This is a genomic window from Rhodopseudomonas rhenobacensis (assembly GCF_014203125.1).
In the GTDB taxonomy this organism is placed as follows: Bacteria; Pseudomonadota; Alphaproteobacteria; order Rhizobiales; family Xanthobacteraceae; genus Rhodopseudomonas_A; species Rhodopseudomonas_A rhenobacensis.
On sequence record NZ_JACHIH010000023.1, the window covers coordinates 43,699 to 65,052 of the forward strand.

General features: G+C 65.8%; 20 protein-coding genes. 5 read left to right on the forward strand and 15 right to left on the reverse strand.

Features of this window, described 5'->3' with window-relative positions:
• Positions 1-3 precede the first annotated feature (3 nt).
• From HNR60_RS16695 to HNR60_RS16705, 3 genes are all read right to left on the reverse strand, one after another.
• On the reverse strand, positions 4-3,084 hold the full coding sequence (locus tag HNR60_RS16695; protein WP_184259500.1) for a multidrug efflux RND transporter permease subunit: 3,081 nt from the start codon (positions 3,082-3,084) through the stop codon (positions 4-6).
• Positions 3,085-3,241: 157 nt separating this feature from the next.
• A complete protein-coding gene (locus tag HNR60_RS16700; protein ID WP_184259502.1) occupies positions 3,242-4,435 on the reverse strand; it encodes an efflux RND transporter periplasmic adaptor subunit in 1,194 nt (397 codons plus the stop codon).
• Position 4,436: 1 nt separating this feature from the next.
• The gene (locus tag HNR60_RS16705) at positions 4,437-5,138 is read right to left on the reverse strand and encodes a TetR/AcrR family transcriptional regulator (protein ID WP_184259504.1); all 702 of its coding nucleotides are present in this window, start codon (positions 5,136-5,138) and stop codon (positions 4,437-4,439) included.
• 434 nt (positions 5,139-5,572) lie between these two features.
• Here HNR60_RS16705 and HNR60_RS16710 point away from each other — a divergent pair, with 434 nt between their 5' ends.
• Positions 5,573-6,466 (forward strand): sugar kinase, encoded by an 894-nt coding sequence (locus tag HNR60_RS16710; RefSeq protein ID WP_184259506.1) that lies wholly within the window; start codon positions 5,573-5,575, stop codon positions 6,464-6,466.
• A gap of 47 nt (positions 6,467-6,513) precedes the next feature.
• On the opposite strand, the gene HNR60_RS16715 is transcribed toward HNR60_RS16710, so the two are convergent.
• From HNR60_RS16715 to HNR60_RS16725, 3 genes are all read right to left on the reverse strand, one after another.
• Positions 6,514-7,731 carry an NAD(P)/FAD-dependent oxidoreductase gene (locus HNR60_RS16715; protein WP_184259508.1) on the reverse strand — a complete coding sequence of 406 codons (1,218 nt, stop codon included), beginning with the start codon at positions 7,729-7,731 and terminating at the stop codon, positions 6,514-6,516.
• Positions 7,732-7,900: 169 nt separating this feature from the next.
• Positions 7,901-9,391, reverse strand: a complete 1,491-nt coding sequence (locus HNR60_RS16720; protein ID WP_184259510.1) for a glycosyltransferase family 39 protein — start codon at positions 9,389-9,391, stop codon at positions 7,901-7,903.
• A 7-nt stretch (positions 9,392-9,398) separates the two neighbouring features.
• Complete coding sequence (locus HNR60_RS16725; RefSeq protein ID WP_184259512.1) at positions 9,399-10,532, reverse strand: glycosyltransferase; 1,134 nt, start codon at positions 10,530-10,532, stop codon at positions 9,399-9,401.
• Between the two features lie 280 nt (positions 10,533-10,812).
• Between HNR60_RS16725 and HNR60_RS16730 the strand changes: the two genes are divergently transcribed.
• Together HNR60_RS16730 and bcsS are read left to right on the forward strand one after the other, a co-directional pair.
• Complete coding sequence (locus tag HNR60_RS16730; protein ID WP_184259514.1) at positions 10,813-11,616, forward strand: DUF72 domain-containing protein; 804 nt, start codon at positions 10,813-10,815, stop codon at positions 11,614-11,616.
• Between the two features lie 111 nt (positions 11,617-11,727).
• Positions 11,728-12,456: a cellulose biosynthesis protein BcsS gene (gene bcsS / locus HNR60_RS16735; RefSeq protein WP_347339352.1), complete on the forward strand. Its 729-nt coding sequence runs from the start codon at positions 11,728-11,730 to the stop codon at positions 12,454-12,456.
• Between the two features lie 13 nt (positions 12,457-12,469).
• On the opposite strand, the gene HNR60_RS16740 is transcribed toward bcsS, so the two are convergent.
• The 9 genes from HNR60_RS16740 to HNR60_RS16780 form a co-directional block, all read right to left on the reverse strand.
• Positions 12,470-12,856 (reverse strand): DUF4189 domain-containing protein, encoded by a 387-nt coding sequence (locus HNR60_RS16740; RefSeq protein WP_184259518.1) that lies wholly within the window; start codon positions 12,854-12,856, stop codon positions 12,470-12,472.
• A gap of 83 nt (positions 12,857-12,939) precedes the next feature.
• Positions 12,940-14,544, reverse strand: a complete 1,605-nt coding sequence (locus tag HNR60_RS16745) for an NTP transferase domain-containing protein (protein ID WP_184259520.1) — start codon at positions 14,542-14,544, stop codon at positions 12,940-12,942.
• Positions 14,541-15,233, reverse strand: coding sequence for an XdhC family protein (locus tag HNR60_RS16750; protein WP_184259522.1), 693 nt, complete (start codon positions 15,231-15,233; stop codon positions 14,541-14,543). Before HNR60_RS16750 ends, HNR60_RS16745 begins: the two co-directional genes overlap by 4 nt.
• Positions 15,234-15,235: 2 nt before the next feature.
• Positions 15,236-15,559 carry an XdhC family protein gene (locus tag HNR60_RS16755; protein ID WP_184259524.1) on the reverse strand — a complete coding sequence of 108 codons (324 nt, stop codon included), beginning with the start codon at positions 15,557-15,559 and terminating at the stop codon, positions 15,236-15,238.
• Positions 15,560-15,572: 13 nt separating this feature from the next.
• Positions 15,573-16,775 carry a vWA domain-containing protein gene (locus HNR60_RS16760; RefSeq protein WP_184259526.1) on the reverse strand — a complete coding sequence of 401 codons (1,203 nt, stop codon included), beginning with the start codon at positions 16,773-16,775 and terminating at the stop codon, positions 15,573-15,575.
• A gap of 215 nt (positions 16,776-16,990) precedes the next feature.
• On the reverse strand, positions 16,991-17,899 hold the full coding sequence (locus tag HNR60_RS16765; RefSeq protein WP_184259528.1) for an AAA family ATPase: 909 nt from the start codon (positions 17,897-17,899) through the stop codon (positions 16,991-16,993).
• Between the two features lie 6 nt (positions 17,900-17,905).
• The gene (locus HNR60_RS16770; protein WP_184259530.1) at positions 17,906-18,757 is read right to left on the reverse strand and encodes an FAD binding domain-containing protein; all 852 of its coding nucleotides are present in this window, start codon (positions 18,755-18,757) and stop codon (positions 17,906-17,908) included.
• A gap of 40 nt (positions 18,758-18,797) precedes the next feature.
• A complete protein-coding gene (locus HNR60_RS16775; RefSeq protein ID WP_184259532.1) occupies positions 18,798-19,283 on the reverse strand; it encodes a (2Fe-2S)-binding protein in 486 nt (161 codons plus the stop codon).
• 189 nt (positions 19,284-19,472) lie between these two features.
• Entirely contained in the window at positions 19,473-19,940 is a 468-nt protein-coding gene (locus HNR60_RS16780; protein WP_184259534.1) for an SRPBCC family protein, read from the reverse strand.
• Positions 19,941-20,218: 278 nt separating this feature from the next.
• Here HNR60_RS16780 and pcaD point away from each other — a divergent pair, with 278 nt between their 5' ends.
• Both pcaD and HNR60_RS16790 read left to right on the forward strand, forming a co-directional pair.
• Positions 20,219-21,001, forward strand: a complete 783-nt coding sequence (gene pcaD / locus HNR60_RS16785) for a 3-oxoadipate enol-lactonase (protein ID WP_184259536.1) — start codon at positions 20,219-20,221, stop codon at positions 20,999-21,001.
• A 134-nt stretch (positions 21,002-21,135) separates the two neighbouring features.
• The gene (locus HNR60_RS16790; protein ID WP_184259538.1) at positions 21,136-21,321 is read left to right on the forward strand and encodes a hypothetical protein; all 186 of its coding nucleotides are present in this window, start codon (positions 21,136-21,138) and stop codon (positions 21,319-21,321) included.
• Positions 21,322-21,354 lie beyond the last annotated feature (33 nt).

Genomic DNA, 21,354 nt, shown 5'->3' on the forward strand with positions numbered 1-21,354 from the left:
CCCTCAGGTCGGGTTCAGTCCGAGCTCGGCGATTTCCTTGTTGCGGTCGGATTCCGCCTGCGCGCGGTGATCGGTGCCGATCGCCACATACACCGCCGGCAGCACGAACAGCGTGAACAACGTGCCGATCGACATCCCCGACACCACGACGAGGCCGATCGAGAACCGGCTGGCGGCGCCGGCGCCCGACGCGGTCAACAGCGGCAACAGGCCGGTGACCATGGCGGCCGTCGTCATCAGGATCGGCCGCAGCCGGACCCGCGCCGCCATTTCGATCGCCGAGCGTTTATCGAGCCCCTCTTTGAGCTGCAATTCGCGGGCGAACTCCACCATCAGGATGCCGTGCTTGCTGATCAGGCCGATCAGCGTCAACAGTCCGACCTGGGTGTAGATGTTGATGGTGGCGACGCCGAAGAACAACGGGATCAGCGCGCCCGAGATCGCCATCGGCACGCTGATCAGGATCACCAGCGGATCGCGCAGGCTTTCGAACTGCGCCGCCAGCACCAGGAAAATGATGATCAGCGCGAAGCCCATGGTGATCGCGAGCTGGTTGCCCTCCTGGACGTACTGCCGGGCGTCAGCCAGATAGTCGTGGCCGAAGCCGGACGGCAGGTTCTTGGCCTGCGTCTCCAGGAAGTCGACCGCCTGGCCGACGGTGACGCCGGGCATCGGCACCGCCTGGAAGGTGGCGGAGTTGAGCTGATTGTAATGCGTCAGCGCGTTGGGATCGGTGGCGGTCTCCACCGTCACCAGCGTCGACAGCGGCACCTGCTGGCCGGTCGCGGTGGGAACATAGTAATTGTCCAGCGATTCCGGCGCCAGCCGCAGCGCGCGCGGCACCTGCGGGATCACCTGATAGGAGCGGCCCTCGAGGTTGAAGCGGTTGGTATAGTTGCCGCCGAGCAGTGTCGCCAGCGTACTGCCGATCGCGCTCATGTTGATGCCGAGATCGTTGGCCTTGTTGCGGTTGATCTTGACCCGCACCACCGGCTGATTGAAATCGAGATCGCTGTCGGCGACGATGAACAACCCGCTCTTGCGCGCGGCGTCCTTCAGCTTGACCATTTCCTCATAGACCGACTGAAAGCCGTTGGTGGAGTTGATCACCATCTGGATCGGCAGACCGCCCGGCCCGCCCGGCAGCGCCGGCAGGTTGAAGGCGAAGGCGCTGACCCCCTCGATCTTGCTGAGGTCGGCCTGCACCAGCGGCTTCAGCTTGGTCGAGGAGCGGGTGCGCTCGTCCCACGGCTTCAGCAGCATGCCGGCGATGCCGTTGCTGGGACCCGAGGTGCCGTTGATCACGAAGCGCAGATCGGTCTCCGGATATTTCGCGAACACCTTGTCGAGCTTGTCGCCGTAGAAATCGGTGTAGTCGATGTTGGCGTATTTCGGCGCCTTGACCACCGCGAACAGGATGCCCTGGTCCTCTTCGGGCGCCAGCTCCTTGGACGTGTTCTGGTACAGAAAGCCGACCAGGAACAGGATCGCGACTGCGAACAGCGCGGTGACCGGACGATAGTCCAGCGAGCGGTCGAGCTGGCGGCCGTACCAGCGCGTGCAGGCGCTGAACACCGCGTCGACCTTCTTGCCGAACCAGCTCTGATCGTGCGGCCGCAGCAGCACCGAGCACATCATCGGCGACAGCGTCAACGCGATCACGCCGGACACGATCACGGAACCTGCGAGCGTAAAGGCGAATTCGCGGAACAGCGAGCCGGTCAAGCCGCCGAGGAAGCCGATCGGCGCGTACACCGCCGCCAGCGTGATGGTCATCGAGATCACCGGGCCGACGATTTCACGGGCACCTTGCAATGATGCTTGGACCGGACTCTTGCCCTCCTCCAGATGGCGATGGATGTTTTCCACCACCACGATGGCGTCGTCGACCACCAGACCGATCGCCAGCACCATCGCCAGCAGCGTCAGCAGATTGATGCTGAAGCCCATCACCATCATCAGGCTGCAGACGCCGATCAGCGACAGCGGAATCGTGACCACCGGGATGATCACCGAGCGGAACGAGGCAAGGAACAGGAAGATCACCACCACGACGATGCCGATCGCCTCGATCAGCGTCTTTTCCACCTCATCGATCGAGGAGCGGATGAACTTGGTGGAATCATAGGCCACCTTCATCGTCAGCGACGGCGGCAGGTTGCGCTCGATCTCCGGGAACAGCTTGCGCACCCCGGTGACGATGTTGAGCGGGTTGCCCTGCGGCGTCGCCTGCACGCCGATGAAGATCGCGTGTTCGCCGGAGAAGGCGACGCTGGCGTCGGTGCTCTGCGCGCTGAGCTCGACGGTGGCGACGTCCTCCATCCGCACGAAGCCGCCGTCCTTGGCCTTCACCGTCATCCGCTTGAACTGCTCGACGTTCTGCAGGTCGGTGTTGGCGGTGACGTTGGAGACGATGAAATAGCCCTTGGTCTGTCCCGCCGCGGACTGGAAGTTGTTGGCGCGGATCGCCGCCGCAATGTCATCCGGCGACACGCCGCGGCCCGCCATCCGCACCGGATCGAGCCAGATCCGCATCGCGAAGGTCTGGCCGCCGAGAATATCGGCGGAGGACACGCCGTCGACCGTCGACATGATCGGCTGCACCACGCGGGTGAGATAGTCGGAAATCGCCGACCCCGACAGCTCGTCGCTGGCGAAGCCGATATACATCACCGCGGTGGTCTGGCCGGTGGATTTCAGGATCACCGGGTCGTTGGCTTCCTTCGGGATCAGGTACTTGACCGAATTGACCTTGGACAGCACCTCGGTCAGCGCCTGGTTGGGGTCGACGTTGAGCTTGATGTAGACCGAGATCAGGCTCTGGCCCTGGGTCGAGGACGAGGTCATGTAGTCGACGCCCTCGGCGGCGGCCACCGCCTGCTCGATCGGCGTGGTGATGAAGCCCTGCATCAGTTCGGGCGAGGCGCCCGGATAGGTGGTGGTGATGGTCACCACGGTGTTCGACAGCTTCGGATACTGCCGGATCGGCAGGCTGGTCGCCGCCTTGAAGCCGATCAGCAGGATCAGCAGGCTGACCACGAGCGACAGCACCGGCCGCTTGATGAAGATATCGGTGATAGCCATCGCTGGTGCTCCTTAAGCGTCATCGGTCGAACCGGATCGGTCGGCCCGGCGACGCAGCATCGTGCTGGGAATCCGGCCACCGCTGACCGGCACCCGGATTGATCTCGTGTGGCTTGATCGAGGCCGGACCAGGCGATCGGCCTGGTCCGGGCCCGAGTTAGTTGCGCGGCGGTGCCGCCGGAATCTGCGGCGCGGGATCGGTCGAAATCGCCACCGCGGCGCCGGATTGCAGCTTCAATTGGCCGACCGCGACCACGCGGTCGCCGGGCTTCAGCCCGCTCTGGATCACCGCCTGGCCGTTGGAGCGATCGCCGGTGCGGACGAAGGTGCGCACCGCGGTCAGGCTCTCGGTGCCGTCCTCGGCTTTCTTCGGCGTGATCAGATAGACCGCGTCGCCATACAGCGTGTAGTCGACCGCGGTCTCCGGAACGGTGACCACCGCCGGCTTGTCCGGCAGCACCACCGTGGTGGTGGTGAACATGCCGGGCTTCAGGATGTGGTCGGGGTTGTCGATCGTCGCCTGCACCCGGATGTTGCGGGTGTCGGTGTTGATCTGCGGCTCGATGGTGGTGATCTTGCCTTCGAACACCTTGCCCGGATAGGCGTCGACCGCCACCCGAACCACCTGCCCGACCTTGAGCGTGCCGGAATCCTTCTCGGTCACGGTGAAGTTGGCATACACCGCCGACAGATCGGTCAGCGTCACGATCTGGGTGCCGGCGGTGAGAAACTGCCCGACTTCGGCGTGGCGGACGCCGAGCACGCCGTCGAACGGCGCGCGCACCAGCTTCTGCGATATGATCGCTTCGGTCTTGGCGATGCCGGCATTGGCCTGGTCGAACGCCGCCTGCGCGGAATCCACCGTGGCCTGCGGCCCGAACTGGCGCGACGCCAGTTGCTTGGCGCGATCGAGCGACAATTGCGCGACGGTGGCCTGCGCCTTGAAGCTGGCGAGGTCGGCGCGGTCCGGCTCGTCGAACAATTGCACCAGCGGGCTGCCCGCCTTCACCACGGCACCCGCGGTGAACATGATATTGGTGATGCGGCCGTTGACGTCGGAGGTGACGTTGACCTGATGCACGGCGGCGAGCTCGCCGACCGCGGTCAGCAGATTCGGCAGCACCTGAGATTTCGCCTCGGCCACGGTGACCGTGGTCGGCGGCGGCTTATTGTTGGCGAAGAACTGCGCGATCATGTGATTGCGGAACGCGTTGAAGCCGACGATGCCGCCGACCAGGAGCGCCAGCAAGACGCCGACGATGATGAACCACCGCGTCATCCGCACCGGACGCGGGCGCGGCTTTTCCTCGACGGCTCGCGCCGAATTTGGCGAGTCTGCAGCAATCGTCATGTCATGCACTTTCTGCCGGTGCCGGTCGCCATTCGCTTTCCGGCATATCACGATCCATATGCGCGGCGATCGCCGCTTCGTTCAGTCCAATGCCGCGCAGGATAAATTCACTTATCTGCCGCTCGAGATCGACGGCCTTCTCGTAGGCGAGACACGGCGTCGCGGGCAACCGCGACAGCCCCGCCATCAAGACGGTGTGGTGGGCGAACCAGAACAGGTTCAACGGCTGCTGCCCCACCCGCGAGGCCTCGCCCGACGCCACCGCCCGTTCCAAAGAAGCCGTGAACACTGGTCCTATCAGAGCTCCTACTTTCTGGTAAAGAAGTCTGGCAAATTCGCCGTCGCTGAGCTGACTGCTCAACATCAGCCTTAACCGTTGTGCATCTTCCTTGTCGGGCACGTCGTTGACGGTCAGAAAATGCCTGACCATGCCGCGAACCAGCACCACCAGCGTCTGCGTCGACGGCTCCCGCCCGAGCAGCCCGTGCATCGTCGGGGCGGCCTCGCATTCCTCCGCCAGAATTTCCGCGTAGAGCGCCGACTTGGTCGGGAAATGCTTGAACAGCAAGCCTTCCGAAATCGACGCGGCCGCAGCGACGCTCTTGGTCGTGGTCCCGGCGAAGCCATGGCGGGCGAAACAGCGCTTCGCCGCGCTCAGGATCAACTCCCGGCGCAAATCACTCGTCATTCGCAACGTGCTCATCTTGTGAGTAAGCACTCACCTAAAATGAAGTCAAGCCGAATGCTGCAGCGCACTAAGTTGTGATCGTTCCTGCAGCTCCTTTAGCGCCTGTGATTTACGATTCGGTGACGCTGCCGGTTTCAACGCCGACGGCACGGCCGCAACCCGACCGTGCGCGCTGGCCGGAGCACGACATCCTCGCTCGGCGCCCCGCGGCGCAAAAGAACATCGCTCCGGCCCGCCGTGCGGGTGGGCTGCTCTCGCGTCAAACGCCATTGTCCAGTTGTGCCCTTTCCGAGGTGCCGTCGATTCCGCGCTGCCCGACTGCAGCAGCTGCGATCACGCGCTGCGGAAATTTTCAGCGATATACCAACGTAACCAATGGTAGTGTAACAGAGGCGATCGCCGTCAGTCCCCAGGGGCCGAAACAACCCACAGTCAATTCCGGATCACTTATGCAGGCTCTCTTTATCGGACAAACCTACATCGACGTCACCTTCATCACCGACCACATGCCGACCGGCGACGAAAAACACGTGGCTTCCGACTATGCGGTGTCGTTCGGCGGCAACGCCGTCACCGCGGCATTCTGCTGCGCCAAGCTCGGCATCGAGCCGGACGTGATCGCCACCGTGGCCAATGACTGGCTCGGCCGGATGTTTCAGGACATGACGGCGAAGTACGGCATCTCGGTGCACCCGCGCAAGGTCAAGACCTCGTCGCTGTCGTTCATCATGCCGAAGGACGGCAAGCGCGCCATCGTGCGCTGCCGCGACGACGAGCATATCCACCCTTTTCCGGTGCTCAATCTCGGTGAATGCCGCGCGCTGCATGTCGACGGCCACCAGCCCGACGCCGCGATCCATTACGCCCAGCTGTGCCGCGAGGCCGGCATCCTGACCTCGCTCGACGGCGGCGGCTTGCGTTCCAACACCCATGAGCTGTTGCAGTTCATCGACGTCGCGATTGTCGCCGAGCGGCTCTGCGAGCAGATGAATCTGAGCCCGGAGGCGATGCTGGATTATCTGAAGAGCCGCGGCTGCAAGGTCGGCGGCGTCACGCAGGGCGAGCGCGGGCTGCTCTGGTACGACGAGACCGGCGCGGTGCGCACGCTGCCTGCGCTGTCGATCCCGCACGCACGCGTGCTCGACACCAACGGCGCCGGCGACGTGTTTCACGGCGCCTACGTGTTCTCCTATCTGACCAGCCCGGAGAAGAGCTGGCAGCAGCACTTCGAATTCGCCCGCGCCGCTTCGACCTTCAAGATCCAGCATCTCGGCAACGAAGCCGGCCTGCCGACGCTGGCGGACATCGGCGCGGTGCAGCGGGAATTCGCCGCGACGGCGTAGCGGCGGCCGCGCCTCTGCCCTCGCGGCAGAGGCGCGCCGGCCGGCGCTTAGGCCAGCGCCTTCTTCAGGTCGAAGCTGAGATCGACCGCCTGCTCCGGCGTGATCGAGCGGCCGGTCGGCAGCATCTTGCGGCCGAACACGTGATCGGCGGCGCGGTTGACCGATTCGATGCCGATCAGCTTGCCGTCCTTGTAGCAGAACGCCGAGAACGAGCGCTCGGCGACGCTGCCGCGCACCACCACCTGATCGAAGCCGGCGGTGAGCCCGGCGATCTGCAGCTTGTCGTCGCCCTGGTCGCTCCAGAACCACGGATAGCCGTCATAGGTCTTGGCCTCGCCGGTCAGTCGCGCGGCGACGCAGCGCGCCTGGTCGGTGGCGTTCTGCACCGATTCCAGCCGCATCAACTCGCCGAACCGCTCGCTGGCGAACAGCGCGCAATCGCCGATCGCCGAGATGTTGGGATCGGCGGTCAATAGCTGCTCGTTGACGATGACGCCGGAGGCGGTCGGCAGTTCGGCGGCGGCGGCGAGTTCGACATTGGGAATGACGCCGACGCCGACCACGATCAGGTCAGCGTCGATCTGGCGGCCGTCGGACAGGCTGACGCCGCTCACCTTGCCGTCCTTGGCTTCGATCTCGGTGGCGCGCACGCCGTAATGGATGCGGATGCCGGCCGCGGTGTGGCGGTCGTGGAAGTAGGCGGAAATCTCCGGCGTCACCGCGCGCGACATCACCCGCGGCGCCAGTTCGAGCACGTCGACCTCGAGCCCCTTGGAGCGCGCGGTGGCGGCGAATTCCAGGCCGATGAAGCCGGCGCCGATCACCACCGCGTGCTTGCGCGTGGGCATCCGCTGCCGCACCAACTCGCTCTCGTCCATCGTGCGCAGATAAAGCACGTCCTCGAGCGTCGAATTGGGCACGTCGAGCAGCCGGTTGCGCGCGCCGGTGGCGATCACCAGGTGGCCGTAGTCGAGCGACTGGCCGGAGGCGAGCAACAGCTTGCGCGCGGCGCGGTCGATCGACACCGCGCGGTCGGAGACCAGCTCGATGGTCTGATCGACGAAGAATTTTTCCGGCCGGAACATTAGCGAATCCGGCGCGCCCTCGCCCTTCAGATAGGCTTTCGACAACGGCGGCCGCTGATAGGGCAGATGTTTCTCGTCGTTGATCAGCACGATGCGGCCGGCGAATTTGGCCTGGCGCAGCGATACGGCGACTTGAAAGCCGGCGTGTCCGGCTCCCACGATCAAGACCGGTCCGGTCATCGTCATACTCATGTGGTTAGGGTGCATTTCTTGGCCGCGCGAACAGCGCGTGAGGGCGAACGAAGCGGCCTGCCTCTAGCACAAACCCGGCGCGATTGTGAGCTTTTCGCCGCTCGCGATGGCCAGCGCGATTAGACTAAAGTCAGAACCGCAGCGCTCGGCCGCGCGGTCAATACGGCGGCGGCCGGCGATCGAACACATCGCCGCGGGCGCCCTCCAGCAGGTCCAACTCTACGACGTCGACCACCAGCGGGCCGCGGCGGCGGGTGACTTCGCCGACCTTTTCGATGCGGCCGAAGCCGGCCTTGAGATCCGGCAGCTCGGAAGCGTTGGTTTCTCCGACCAGCAACAGCTTGCCGGCGAGCAAGGCGCGGTCCGGCTCGGGCGCGTTGACCCAGCGCAGCCGCTGGTTGCGTTGCGCCACACAGCTGCCCTGCGGCAGATAGAAGGCGAGCCAGGCGGTGGTGCCGTAGTCGTCGGCCAGCACGCAGCCGGCGCCGACCCGCACCCGCACCGCTTCGATCTCGGAAACCATCTGCGCCACGCCGACGCCCACGGTGCGCACCGTGGCGTCGCGGCGAAAGCCGGTCAGCAAGCCGGTGTTGGCCTGCACCGCCGCCGCCACGAACAGAGCCACCCCGGTCGGCGCCGCCCAGCGCGTGCAGAACCCGATCACGCGCCGCGTCAGCGGCGGCCAATCGACGCGATGCACCGCCACCGCGGCGGCGATCGCAAACGCCGGATAGATCGGGCTCAGCCAATTGGCCTCGACCCTGGCGTGGAAGGCGTGCCAGACGAAATAGCCGAAGATGATCCAGACCGTCGCATTGAGCAGCGCGCGCGACGCCAAGGCGCCGCCGTCGCGGCGCCACAGCACGTAGAGCCCGTGTGCGCCGAGCACGAACACCAGCGGCGTCGCCAGCACGAACTGGGTCGGCAGCAACTCGCCGAGATAGGCCGGCTTGAAGCTCTCGATGCGGGCGCGTCCGAGCTGCTTGATGAACGACACCCATTGGTGATCGGCATTCCAGACGATCACCGGCGCGAAGATGACCAGCGCGAGCAGCCCGCCGAGATACGGCCAAGGCGAGCGCAGCCAGTGCCGCAGCTGCGGCACCGCCAGCAGCGAGATCAGGATCACCGGGCCGAAAAACATCGCGGTGTATTTTGACACCAGCGCCGCACCGACCGCGGCGCCGACGCCGAGCCACCACGCGCCGCGCCCGGTCGACTGCACCTTGGCGAGAAAATACAGTACGAAGCTCGAGGCCACCAACAGCGGCGCGTCGGGGGTGACGATGGTGGTGCCGGCGGCGGCCATCAGCGTGGCGTTCAGCAGCACGGTTGCGGTGGCGGCGATGCGGCGGTCGTGGAACAGCATTTCGGCCGAGCGAAACACCGCCCAGCTCATCGGCAGCCCGAGCAGGATCGACGCCACGCGGACGCCGAACGCGGTGTCGCCGCCGATCAGCGTGCCGAGCCGGATCACCAGCGCCACCATCGGCGGGTGATCGTAATAGCCGGCGGCCAGATGCTTCGACCACATCCAGTAATAGGCTTCGTCGAAGGTCAGCGGCGTCACCGCGCCGACCACCAGCCGCAGCGCCACCAGGCCGACGACGATCAGCGCAGTGGTCCGCACGAGCCGCGCGTCGGTCATGCGACGATCATCGCTTTCGCCAGACGAAGAGCCCGGACATCGCGTAGTTCCACACCACGCCCATCAGCGCGCCGGCCGCCCCCGCCAGCCACCAGATCGGCTGCTGGTTGTAGACCGAGAAGGCGACGCCGACATTGGCGAGCAGGCCAACGCTACACACCAGATAGAACAGCAACAGTCCGCGCAGAATCCGCGCGCCCTTCAGCCGCTGGTCGCGGTAGGTCAGGAAGTTGTTGAGCAGGAAGTTGCTGGTCATGGCCAGCAGCGCGGCGATGCCCTGGGATTCCGCGAACGGCACCGGCAGCACTTCCAGCGACACGTACAGCCCGACGAAATGCACCACCAGGCCGATCGAACCGACCATCGCGAACAACAGGAAGCGCAGCGACACGATGTCGTTGGTGAATTTCGCCAGCACCAGGCCGAGGAAATCCAGCATCACCATGGAGTCGAGCTTGCTCTCACCATGCAGGCGGCTGGCAAAGGTATAGGGAATTTCCACGATGCGCAGCGCGCCGTGCGCGGTGGCGATGACGTCGAGCAGGATCTTGAAGCCCTGGGTGGACAATTGCGGCGCCAATTGCTCGAAGCGCTCGCGCCGGATCATGAAGAATCCGCTCATCGGATCGGCGACGTCGATCCGCAGCACCCGCTTCGCCACTTCGGTCGCCAGCGCGCTGGCGCCGGCGCGATGCTTGTTGAAACTGTCGGCGCTGCCGCCCTCGATGTAGCGGCTGCCGATCACCAGATCGGCCTGCCCGGCCTGCAGCAGCCCGAGCATCTTCGCCAATTGGGTTTCGTCGTGCTGCAGATCGGCGTCGATCACCGCCACATAGGGCGCGCTGGAGGCCAGGATGCCTTCGATACAGGCGCCGGACAGCCCGCGCCGGCCGATCCGCCGGATGCAGCGCACCCGGGAGTCGCCGGCAGCCAGCGCCCGCACCACGTCGCTGGTGCCGTCGGGCGAGTTGTCGTCGACGAACACCGCCTCCCAGGCAATGCCCGCCAGCGCGACCTGCAGCCGCTGGAACAGCGGTGTCACATTGTCGCGTTCGTTGAAGGTCGGTACGATGACGGACAACTGCAGCGGGCCTTGGATCTGCGGTTGCGTCGCGCTGCTCGGTCTGACGGTTTCATTCATGGCGCCAGCATATATCTGCGGCGCCGGACGATGCCAAGGCGGCCCCTGACCTGTCTTACGAGATCTTGTGCAGGAAATTCAGGGGGAATCGGGTGGTCAAACCCGTGAGGACCGGCAAAATCGGCCCCAAAATGCTAACGACCACGAACAACAGGTGCGCGTACATCCGGCGCTCCCTGATTATTCTGTGGTCGTTCCAGCGCCGGATGCTGTGAAGCATCGACGTCGCCGTTACAAGCTAGATGGGGACGACCCGGACAATCCGCAAGGGGCAGCTGCGATGGCAGGCAAAATCCACATCGGCGTCGGCGGCTGGACCTTCGCGCCGTGGCGCGGGGTATTTTATCCCGATAAGCTGCCGCACGCCAAAGAACTCGGCTACGCCGCCTCGCAACTGACCTCGATCGAGATCAACGGCACCTTCTACGGCTCACAGAAGCCGGAAAGCTTCCGCAAATGGGCGCGCGAGGTTCCGGACGGCTTCGTGTTTGCGCTGAAGGGGCCGCGCTTCGTCACCAACCGCAAGGTGCTGGCGGAGGCCGGCGACAGCATCGATCGGTTCTATCACTCCGGGGTGCTGGAAATGGGCGACCGGCTGGGGCCAGTGCTGTGGCAATTCGCGCCGACCAAGAAATTCGACGCCGACGACTTCGCCCGGTTCCTCGACCTGCTGCCGCGGCAGTTGGACGGCCACGCGCTTCGCCATGTGGTGGAGGTCCGGCACGACAGTTTCTGCGTGCCTGAGTTTATCGGCCTGTTGCGCCAGCATCGGGTCCCGGTGGTGTTCTCGGAACACGCCACCTATCCGGCGATCGCCGACCTCACCGGCGACTTCGTCTATGCCCGGCTGCAGAAGGGCAAGGAGACGGTGAAAACCGGCTATCCGCCGAAGGCGCTCGACGCCTGGAGCGAGCGGCTGCAGCTGTGGGCGAAGGGCGGCGAGCCGGCCGATCTGCCGCGGGTCGACAAGACCAAAGCGAAAAAGCAGCCGCGCGACGTGTTCGCCTATGTGATCCACGAGGCCAAGCTGCGCGCGCCGGCGGCGGCGATGGCGCTGATCAAGCGGGTGAGCTTGAGCCGCTGAATTTTCGCCGACGTTCCTCCATCGTTCTCCTCGCCCGGCTGGACGCTGGGCCAGCCGCACGCTCTAATTGCATCGTCGGAGTGTCGTCGAATGAGTTGAGTGGGGCATTCGGTGCGTGGCGTCGGCGTAAGCGTGCTGGGCGTGGCGGCCGCGGTGATCGGCGGCGGCGGCGTGCTGGCCCAGGACGCGATCGACGCGCCGTTGCTGGATCCGCTGAGCGGCGGCAGCCGGCCCGAGCAAGTCCTGCTGTTCGCCGGCTTCGATCTATGGCGCGGCAGCCTGGCCTCCTCCGGCGGGCTGCAATGGGCGCCGGGTGGCCTCAACAATGACGGCGTGTTCGCCCGGCTATTGCTGTCGCGCAGTCTCGAACGCTATCGCGACAGCAGCACGCTGATCTTTCGCGGCGCGCTCCTCGGCGGCCTCCGCATCAAACGCGGCGAGTTCGAGCTGAAGCTGATGGCCGGCCCGGCGTTGGAGAACAACGATCCGACGTCGCGGTTCGATCAGCTGCGCGGCACCCGGCTCGGCCTGCAGGCCGCCGCCGAGACCTGGTGGCAGCCGACGCCGGAATTGATGCTCGCGACCTCGCTGTCGCTGACCACGCGCGGCGGCGGCTATGGCGGGCGGATCGCCGCGGGCTGGCGGCTGTTCGACCAAGCCTGGGTCGGCCCGGAAGCGTCGGCGTTCCGCGACGATTACAGCCGGCAATACCGCGTAGGTCTGCACGTCACCGGGGTGCGCTTCGACGCTTTGGAATGGTCCGCCGCCATAGGCTATCTGGAAGACGGTTTTGCGCGCCGCGGCGGCTATGGCCGGATCGGCGTGCTGCTCCGGCAATAGCCATCGTCGCCGCTCACCCTTTGGCGTCGCAGACCCAGGCCCGGATCACGCATTGCTTGCCGCCGAACTCGTAGCACTTGCGGGTGGCTTCGTTGAGCGACGAGGAAATCTTCGGCTTCACCGCGTAGCCATAAGGACCGCACGGGTTCTTCATATCCACCGCCAGCGCGGCGCAGGCGCGCTTCATCGTCACCGTGGTGCAGTTGCCCTTGCATTGCTTGCGCGCCGCGGTGATCGCCGCGCTCTCGACCGGATAGTCGAACGCCTGGCCATAGGCGCCGCATCTGCCGATCGCAAAGGCGCCGGCCGCCTGCGACGGCGTGATCAGCAACAGCTCTGCGATCAGTAGCGCACAAGCCAGCACCAGCGCGCTCAAGCGCGCCGCTTCCGTCAACGTCATAGTCCCCTCCCCCGAAGGTCAATGCCGCGGACTGTAACGAAGGGTCGTTTCAACTTGGTGAACAAAGCCCGAAGGCCGACCGCTCAGCCGCGGCGGGCGTCTTCCAAGGCTTGCGGGGTGTCGATGTCGAGGAAGGCGCCGGCGCCGTCGACGGTTACTTCGGCGACCGCTTCGCTGTGCTTGGCGATCAGGTGACGGGCGCCGATGTCGCCGTCCAGCGTCATCAGTTCGGCAAAGAACCGCCGCGACCACAGCACCGGGTTGCCACGCCGGCCATCGCTGACCGGCACCGCGATCAGCGCGCCGCGATCCGGCGCGAACGCCTCGATCAGCCGATCCAGCAACCGCGCATCGACCAGCGGCATGTCGCCGAGGCAGACCACGGCGCCGTCGGACGCCGCCGGCACCGCGGCGATGCCGGTTTTCACTGATGAGGCGAGGCCTTGCGCAAAATCCGGATTGTGCACCACGCGAATCTTGAGCCCGCCGAGCGCGGCTTCGACCTTGTCGGCCTGATGGCCGGTGACAACGATGACGTCGGTGGCTTTCGAGGCCAGCGCCTGTTCGACGACGATTCGCACCAGCGGCGTGCCGTTCAGTTCAGCCAGCAATTTGTTCGGCCCGCCCATCCGGGTCGAGCGGCCGGCGGCGAGAATAATCGCCGCGACCCGGCGGCTAGTCTCGGCATCGACCGGCACGCGCGGCTGCGGCCGCGTCACGATTTCCATCAACAGCCCGCCGACGCCGAGCCCGGTGATGTCCTCGCGGCTCACCGCAAGGCCGGCGAGCAATCGCATCAGCACCCAGTCGAAGCCGTTCTCCACCGGCGACCGCGCGCAGCCCGGGGCGCCCAGCACCGGCACGTCCTGCGCTTGCCCGATCAGCAACAGATTGCCGGGATCGACCGGCATGCCGAAATGCGCGATGCTGCCACCGATCCGGTCGATCGCCGCCGGGATGACGTCGCGGCGGTCGGCGATCGCCGAGGCGCCGAACACGATCACCAGTTCGGCGCCGAGCTTGAGCAATTCCTCGATCGCCGCTGCCAGCGCGATCTCGTCATGCGCCACGCGGCGCTCTGCGATGATACTTGCGCCGGCCGGCGCCAAGCGCTCGGCGGTGACCCGCAGCGTCTTGTCGATCACCTTCGGCGCCAAGCCCGGCAGCAGCGTCGACACCACGCCGACGCGCTTGATCCGATACGGCGCGATGGTCAGCGCGCCGCCGTGTGCCGCCGCCACCGCAGCGTCGCGCAGGCTTCCTGCAACGCCGAACGGAATGATCTTCACGGTGGCGATCATCTCGCCCTCGACCACCGGCTTGAACGCCGCCAGCGTCGCAAAGGTGATCGCCTCGTCGACCCGGTTGATGCGATCGACCACCTCGCGATCGACCACCAGCACGCCGGCTTGTGCGGCGAACAGATTGGCGCGGCCGGTGAAGGCGCGCTCGACGGTGACGCCCTCGCCCGCCACCGCCTCCGCGACACTGGCCGCGGCGACGTCCTCGGAGACGTCGCCTTGCTCAAGCTGCACCACGACGATCTCGTTGACGCCGGCCGCGGTGAGCGCGGCCACCTCGGCATCGCCGATCAGCGTGCCTTTCTTCAACAGCAGCGCGCCCCGGCGCAGCGTATGCACGGTGACGCCGCCGATCGCATCAGCCGGGGCGACCGGGCCGAACTTCACGACGCGCTCGCTTTCGGCAGCCGCAGCGTCGCGGTGATTTCCGCCATGATCGAAACCGCGATCTCCGACGGCGACACCGCGCCGATCGCAAGCCCGATCGGGGCGTGAATTTTCGCGATGTCGGAATCGCTGGCGCCCTGCGCCTTCAAGCGATCGGCGCGTCGGGCGTGGGTCTTCTTCGAGCCGAGCGCGCCGATATAGAAACAATCGCGGGCGAAGGCGTGCAACAGCGCCGGATCGTCGATCTTCGGATCGTGCGTCACCGCGACGAAGGCGGTGTAATGATCGACATTGAGCGGCGGCAGCGCCAGCTCCGGCCATTCGGCAATCAGCGGCACGTCGGGAAAGCGTTCGACACTGGCAAACGCGGTGCGCGGATCGACCACGGTGACGTCGTAGCCGAGCGAGCGCGCCAGCGGCGCCAGCGCCTGGCTGATATGCACCGCGCCGACGATCACGAGCTTGGCGGTCGGCGCGTGGACGTTGAGGAACAGTTTCTTGCCGTCGACCTCGACGCTGCCGCTTTTGCCCATCCGCAATTGCTTGGCGAGCGCGTCGCGCAAAGGATCGGCGGCGAAATCGGCGGCCTTCACCAGCCGCTGCTCGCCGCTACTGATGTCGGTGACGACGATGGCGGGACGGCGCGCGGCGCGCTCGGCATTCAGTTCGGTCAGCGTCGAAAGCTTCACGACTAATCGACCTTCTCGACGAAGACCCGAATGGTGCCGCCGCAGGACAAGCCCACCTGCCAGGCAGTCTCGTCGGCGACGCCGAATTCCAACAGCTTCGGCTCGCCGCTCTGGATCACGTCGAGCGCTTCGGTGACCACCGCGCCCTCGACGCAGCCGCCCGACACCGAGCCGAGAAAGGTGCCGTCGTCGTTGATCACCAGGCTGGAGCCGGCCGGCCGCGGCGCCGAGCCCCAGGTCTCGACCACGGTCGCCAGCGCGACGCCGTGGCCAGCGTTGCGCCAGTCCTCGGCGGCTTGCAGAATGTCGTCGTCGCGATTGAGCATGCGAACTCTTTCTTCAGGCCGCGGACCGGATCAGCGCGCGCTGATGCACCGGCGGCGGCGCGGACAGCGCGGCGATCAGCGCCTGCATCGAGGTCAAGTTATGCACCGGGCGGAATTCGTCAACGTGCGGCAGCATCATTTTGATGCCCTGCGCCTTGGCCTCGAAGCCGCCGAACCGCAGCAGCGGGTTGAGCCAGATCAGCCGCCGGCAGGAGCGGTGCAGCCGGTCCATCTCGAACGACAGCTTGGCGTCGGCCTCGCGCTCCAGCCCGTCGGAGATCAGCAGCACGATGGCGCCCTGCCCCAGCACGCGGCGCGCCCATTGCTTGTTGAAGACGTGCAGCGACGCCGAAATCCGCGTGCCGCCGGCCCAATCCTCCACCGCCGACGAACAATTCGCCAGCGCCTCGTCGGGGTCGCGCTCGCGCAGCGCGCGGGTGACGTTGGTGAGCCTGGTGCCGAACAGGAACACCGAGACGCGCTTGCGGGCGTCGGTGATGGCGTGCAGGAAATGCAGGAATAATCGGGTGTATTCGCTCATCGAGCCGGAGATATCGAGCAAGGCCACGATCGGCGACGGCCTGTCGATGCGGCCGAGCTTGCGGATATCGACGATGTCGCCGCCGGTGCGCAGGCTGCCGCGCAACGTGCGGCGCAGATCGAGCCGCAAGCCGTGCTGATCCGGCGCGTGGCGCCGCGTGCGCAATTCGGCCTGCGGCAACCGCATCTGCGCGATCGCGCGGGTCACCTGCGCGATCTCGGCGGCGCTCATCTGCGCAAAGTCTTTCTTCTGCAGGATTTCCTTGTCGGACACCGACAGCCGCAACTCCTGCTCCTGCTGTTGCGGCACCTCGTGCGTCGCCGGCTGCGCCAGCGCGTCCTGCACGCGGCGCGACGCCGGCTTCAGCTTTTTCTTGGCGTGGTCCGGCAACGGAATAGAATCCAGCATGTGCTTCCAGTCCTCGGCGGCGCGGAAGAACAACGCGAAGGCTTGTGCGAACACCAGAGCGTGCTCGTGCCGCTTGACGAAGATCGCCTGCAGCGTGGCGTACAGATCGCCGCGATTGCCGATCTCGATCAACTGCATCGCATTCAGCGCGTCGATCACCGCGCCCGGCCCGACCGGCAGCCCGGCGGCGCGCAACGCGCGGGCGAAGCCGACGATGTTGTCGGCCATCATGCCGGTGGGAGGATTGAGGTGATCGATGATCGTCATGGGACTCGTCCGAATTTCTTTCGAGTGTCAGTCGAGGCGTCACGGCACCGGAAGCGAGCTCCCTCTCCCATGGGGAGAGGGTTGGGGTGAGGGGGTACGGTCTATCGAAAGGGCGCAACCCCTCACCCGGCGCTACGCGCCGACCTCTCCCCATGGGAGAGGTGAAGACCGCGCTCGATGCGCCGCATTCCCCCAAAATCTAACTTAGAACGCAGCTATTCGCTCACCGCTTCCTTCAGCACCTTCTGCAGCGTGTCGCCCTGCATCCGCGTGATGTCGTCCTGATACTTCAACAAGGCGCCGAGCGTATCGCCGACCACCTGCGCGGTCAGCGCGCGGGCGTCGAGTTCGGTCAGCGCGGTGGCCCAGTCGAGCGTTTCGGCGACGCCGGGCGATTTGTAGAAATCCTGCTCGCGCAACGCTTGCACGAACCGCACCACCTGCTGCGACAACTTGGCGGAGATATTCGGCACCCGGGATTTCACGATCGCCAGCTCGCGCTCGGCTGAGGGATAATCAACCCAGTGATACAGACAACGCCGCTTCAGCGCGTCGTGGATCTCGCGGGTGCGGTTCGAGGTGACGATCACGATCGGCGGCGTCGGCGCCTTGATGGTGCCGAACTCCGGGATCGTCACCTGGAAATCGGAGAGGATTTCCAGCAGATAGGCTTCGAACGCTTCGTCGGCGCGGTCGAGTTCGTCGATCAACAACACCGGGCTTCCTGCGACGTCGGGCTGCAGCGCCTGCAGCAGCGGCCGCTTGATCAGATAGCGCTCGGCGAAGATGTCGCTGGATAGCTGGTCGCGGTCGGTGTCGCCGGCGGCTTCGGCGAGCCGGATCGCGATCATCTGCGCGGCGCTGTTCCACTCGTACACCGCGGACGCGATATCGAGGCCTTCGTAGCACTGCAGCCGGATCAGCTTGCGGTCGAGTGCGGCCGCCAACACCTTGGCGATCTCGGTCTTGCCGACCCCGGCTTCGCCTTCGAGAAACAGCGGCCGCCCCATGCGCAGCGCGAGATACGTCACCGTCGCAAGCTGGCGCTCGGCGAGATAGCCTTGGTTGGTCAAGAGCTCCAGCGTGGCGTCGACGGATCCGGGCAAGGCGGTGGCTGCGGTCATCGCGTGCTACCCCACCGACGGCTGGGTCGGGTCGGGCTCAGGCAGTTCCTTCTCCGGCTTGGCATTGGCGGCCTCGACCGCGCGCTTCGCCAGCACGCCGATCAGATGCGCGCGATATTCGGCGCTGCCGTGCAGGTCGCTATTGAGGCCGTCGGCGTCGACGTGGATGCCGTCCAGCGCCTTCGGCGAAAAACGCTTCTTCAGCGCCTCCTCGAAGGCGGTGACGCGAAATACGCCCTCGGAGCCGGCGCCGGTCACGGTGACGCGGACGTCGGACGGCCGCTTGGCGACGAACACGCCGACCAGCGCGTAGCGCGACGCCTGATTGCGGAACTTGATGTAGGCGGCCTTCTTCGGAATCGGGAACGAGACCTTGGTGATGATTTCGTCCGGCTCCAGTGCGGTGGTGAACAGCCCCTGGAAGAACTCCTCCGGCTTCAGCTTGCGCTTGTTGGTGACGATGGTGGCGCCGAGCGCCAGCACCGCCGCCGGATAGTCCGCGGTCGGATCATTGTTGGCGAGCGAACCGCCGATCGTGCCCTTGTGGCGCACCGCCGGATCGCCGATCAGCGAGGCGAGTTCAGCCAAGGCCGGGATCGCCTCGCCGACGATTGCGGAAGCCGCGACGTCGGCGTGCTTGGCGGTGGCGCCGATCACCAGAGAGCGGCCCTTGATCTCGATGCCGTCGAGCCCCTCGACATGCGACAGGTCGACCAGATGCGGCGGCGCCGCGAGGCGCTGCTTCATCACCGGCAGCAGCGTGTGGCCGCCGGCGATCAGCTTGGCGTCCTCGTTCTTGAGCAGGATATTCGCGGCCTGCCGCACGGTCGCCGGGCGATGATATTTGAATTCGTACATGAGGTCCTCGGGATCGCTTGCGACGCTGCAGCGGACAGAGTTACGTCAGATCGGAATTGCCCATCGCCTTGGCCCCGGCGGCGATCGATTCGACGATGTTCTGATAGCCGGTGCAGCGGCACAGATTGCCTTCGAGCTCTTCGCGAATGGTGTGATCGCTGAGGTCATGGCCCTTGCGATGCACCAGATCGACCGCGGTCATGATCATGCCCGGGGTACAGAACCCGCATTGCAGCCCGTGATGCTCGCGAAACGCTTCCTGCATCGGATGCAGCGGCGCGCCGTCGGCGGCGAGCCCCTCGATCGTGGTGACGCTGTGGCCGTCGGCCATCACCGCGAGCGTGGTGCAGGACTTCACCGCTTTGCCGTCGAGATGCACCACGCAGGCGCCGCATTGCGAGGTGTCGCAGCCGACATGGGTGCCGGTGAGCCGCAGATTTTCGCGCAGGAACTGCACCAGCAAGGTGCGCGGGTCGACGTTCGCGGTGACGGGATTGCCATTCACGATCAGGGAAATTTTCGCCATCAGCACTCTCTTGATCCGCGCCGCCGCGTTGGACGGCAGAGCGTCATGATATTGGTCCGACTATCTACGTTTGTTGTTCGCTTGCCGGTTCCGCCACATCTTATGGACCATCGCCGCGGTCGGCAACATGGCGAGGGCGGCCGCGGCGCAGCCAAATCCGCCGATCCGCAGTCAAAACAACTTGATCGCTCAGGCGTCGGATTGCACCGCCGGCTGCACCGCCTTGCCGAAATTCGAGAAGAACTCGTCGGCGAGTTTCTTCGCCGAGCCGTTGATCAGCCGCTGCCCGAGCTGCGCCAGCTTGCCGCCGATATGGGCTTCGACATTGTAGGACAACAGCGTGCCGCCTTCGTTGTCGGTCAGCCCGACGGTGGCGCCGCCCTTGGCGAAACCGGCGACGCCGCCCTCACCTTCGCCGGTGATGGTGTAGCCGTTCGGCGGATCGAGATCGGTGAGGGTGACGCGGCCCTTGAAGCGCGCCGACACCGGCCCGACCTTCAATTTGGCGACGGCGCGAAAGCCCTCGGCGTCCTCGGTCTTTTCCAGCTCCTCGCAGCCCGGGATGCAGGCCTTCAGCACTTCGGGATCGTTGAGTTTTTCCCACACCAGCGCACGCGGCGCGACGAGGTGGACCTCGCCGCTCATCGTCATGGCCATCGACTATCCTCCCTTAGGGCCGCCTTGCTCGGCGGCGCTGTTCGTCGAGTAAAGCACGGCTGCGGGAAAAGAAAAAGCTTGGCAGAATCGCGATGATACAGCATCGCCCAGCCACCACAATCGGCCGGAGCCGCCGCCATGACCTGCGTCCCACGCATCATCACCGGGCTGCAAGCTGTCAGCCGCGGCCGCCCGGGCGCCGCGCTCGACGCGGCCGGCCGTGCACCGCACAATCGCACGGCACCGCGCCGTGCCGTCCTTTCACATGGAGACCACAGATGCCGCTGATCGATGCCGACGGTTGCCTGTTGAACGTGTCGGTGGAGGGCCGCGACGGCGCGCCGACCCTGATGCTGTCGAATTCGCTCGGCTGCACCACGGAGATGTGGAAGCCGCAGATGCTGGCGCTGACCAACCTTTTCCGCGTGGTGCGCTACGATCGCCGCGGCCACGGCAAATCCCAGGTGCCGCCCGGCCCCTACACGATGGAGCGGCTCGGCCGCGACGTGCTGGCGATCCTCGACGGGCTGAACATCGCCAAGACGCATTGGTGCGGACTGTCGATGGGCGGCATGGAGGGGCAGTGGCTCGCCGCCCACGCGCCGGAGCGGCTCGACCGGGTGATCCTGGCCAACACCACCTGCTACTACCCGGACCCGACCAACTTCCAGAATCGCATCAAGCTGGTGCGCGATGGCGGGCTGCAGGCGATCGCCGACACCGTGATCGCCGCCTGGCTGACCGCGGAGTTTCGCGAGCGAGAGCCACAGGCGACCGAGCGATTGCGGGCCATGCTGCTGGCGACGCCGGTCGAGGGCTATATGGCCTGCTGCGAGACGCTGAGCACGCTGGATCAGCGCGAGCTGTTGCCGCAGATCGCCAAGCCGACGCTCGTGATCGTCGGCCGCCACGACCAGTCCACCCCGGTCGCCGCCGGCGAATTCATCCGCAGCCGGATTCCCGGCGCCAGCATGACGCTGCTCGACGCCGCGCACATCTCCAACATCGAACAGCCGCACGCGTTCACCGACGCGGTGATCGGGTTTCTGACGCAGCGGTGATAGAGGAGCGCCTCTGTTCCCCTCCCCCTTGCGGGGCCCGCAAGAGGGGAGGGGAACGCGCTGGCTTCGCAGCCGCGCGAGTGCTTCAATCGTTCAATCGAAGGCGAAGGCGTTCAAAAGCAGCGGAGAGTCCGGTGCCAGTCCGAGAGCAGCGACAGGAAGAGAGCAATTCCGAAACGCTGGCGAACTACGATGACCGCTTTTCCCGCGTCGACAACGAACTCACCAAAATTCGCTCTGAACTCATCCTGGTGAAATGGATGGTCGGCTTCGCCATCGCGCTCAACGTGGCGATTTTGACGAGACTGTTCTTTCGCTAGCGCGCGTTTTGTCCCGGCCCGCGGGCAATCGCA

Coding starts and splice junctions, on each gene's coding strand:
- HNR60_RS16695 (WP_184259500.1), bottom strand. CDS start 3,084: ATGGCTATCACCGATATCTTCATCAAGCGGCCGGTGCTGTCGCTCGTG.
- HNR60_RS16700 (WP_184259502.1), bottom strand. CDS start 4,435: ATGACGATTGCTGCAGACTCGCCAAATTCGGCGCGAGCCGTCGAGGAA.
- HNR60_RS16705 (WP_184259504.1), bottom strand. CDS start 5,138: ATGAGCACGTTGCGAATGACGAGTGATTTGCGCCGGGAGTTGATCCTG.
- HNR60_RS16710 (WP_184259506.1), top strand. CDS start 5,573: ATGCAGGCTCTCTTTATCGGACAAACCTACATCGACGTCACCTTCATC.
- HNR60_RS16715 (WP_184259508.1), bottom strand. CDS start 7,731: ATGACCGGACCGGTCTTGATCGTGGGAGCCGGACACGCCGGCTTTCAA.
- HNR60_RS16720 (WP_184259510.1), bottom strand. CDS start 9,391: ATGACCGACGCGCGGCTCGTGCGGACCACTGCGCTGATCGTCGTCGGC.
- HNR60_RS16725 (WP_184259512.1), bottom strand. CDS start 10,532: ATGAATGAAACCGTCAGACCGAGCAGCGCGACGCAACCGCAGATCCAA.
- HNR60_RS16730 (WP_184259514.1), top strand. CDS start 10,813: ATGGCAGGCAAAATCCACATCGGCGTCGGCGGCTGGACCTTCGCGCCG.
- HNR60_RS16740 (WP_184259518.1), bottom strand. CDS start 12,856: ATGACGTTGACGGAAGCGGCGCGCTTGAGCGCGCTGGTGCTGGCTTGT.
- HNR60_RS16755 (WP_184259524.1), bottom strand. CDS start 15,559: ATGCTCAATCGCGACGACGACATTCTGCAAGCCGCCGAGGACTGGCGC.
- HNR60_RS16760 (WP_184259526.1), bottom strand. CDS start 16,775: ATGACGATCATCGATCACCTCAATCCTCCCACCGGCATGATGGCCGAC.
- HNR60_RS16765 (WP_184259528.1), bottom strand. CDS start 17,899: ATGACCGCAGCCACCGCCTTGCCCGGATCCGTCGACGCCACGCTGGAG.
- HNR60_RS16770 (WP_184259530.1), bottom strand. CDS start 18,757: ATGTACGAATTCAAATATCATCGCCCGGCGACCGTGCGGCAGGCCGCG.
- HNR60_RS16775 (WP_184259532.1), bottom strand. CDS start 19,283: ATGGCGAAAATTTCCCTGATCGTGAATGGCAATCCCGTCACCGCGAAC.
- HNR60_RS16780 (WP_184259534.1), bottom strand. CDS start 19,940: ATGGCCATGACGATGAGCGGCGAGGTCCACCTCGTCGCGCCGCGTGCG.
- pcaD (WP_184259536.1), top strand. CDS start 20,219: ATGCCGCTGATCGATGCCGACGGTTGCCTGTTGAACGTGTCGGTGGAG.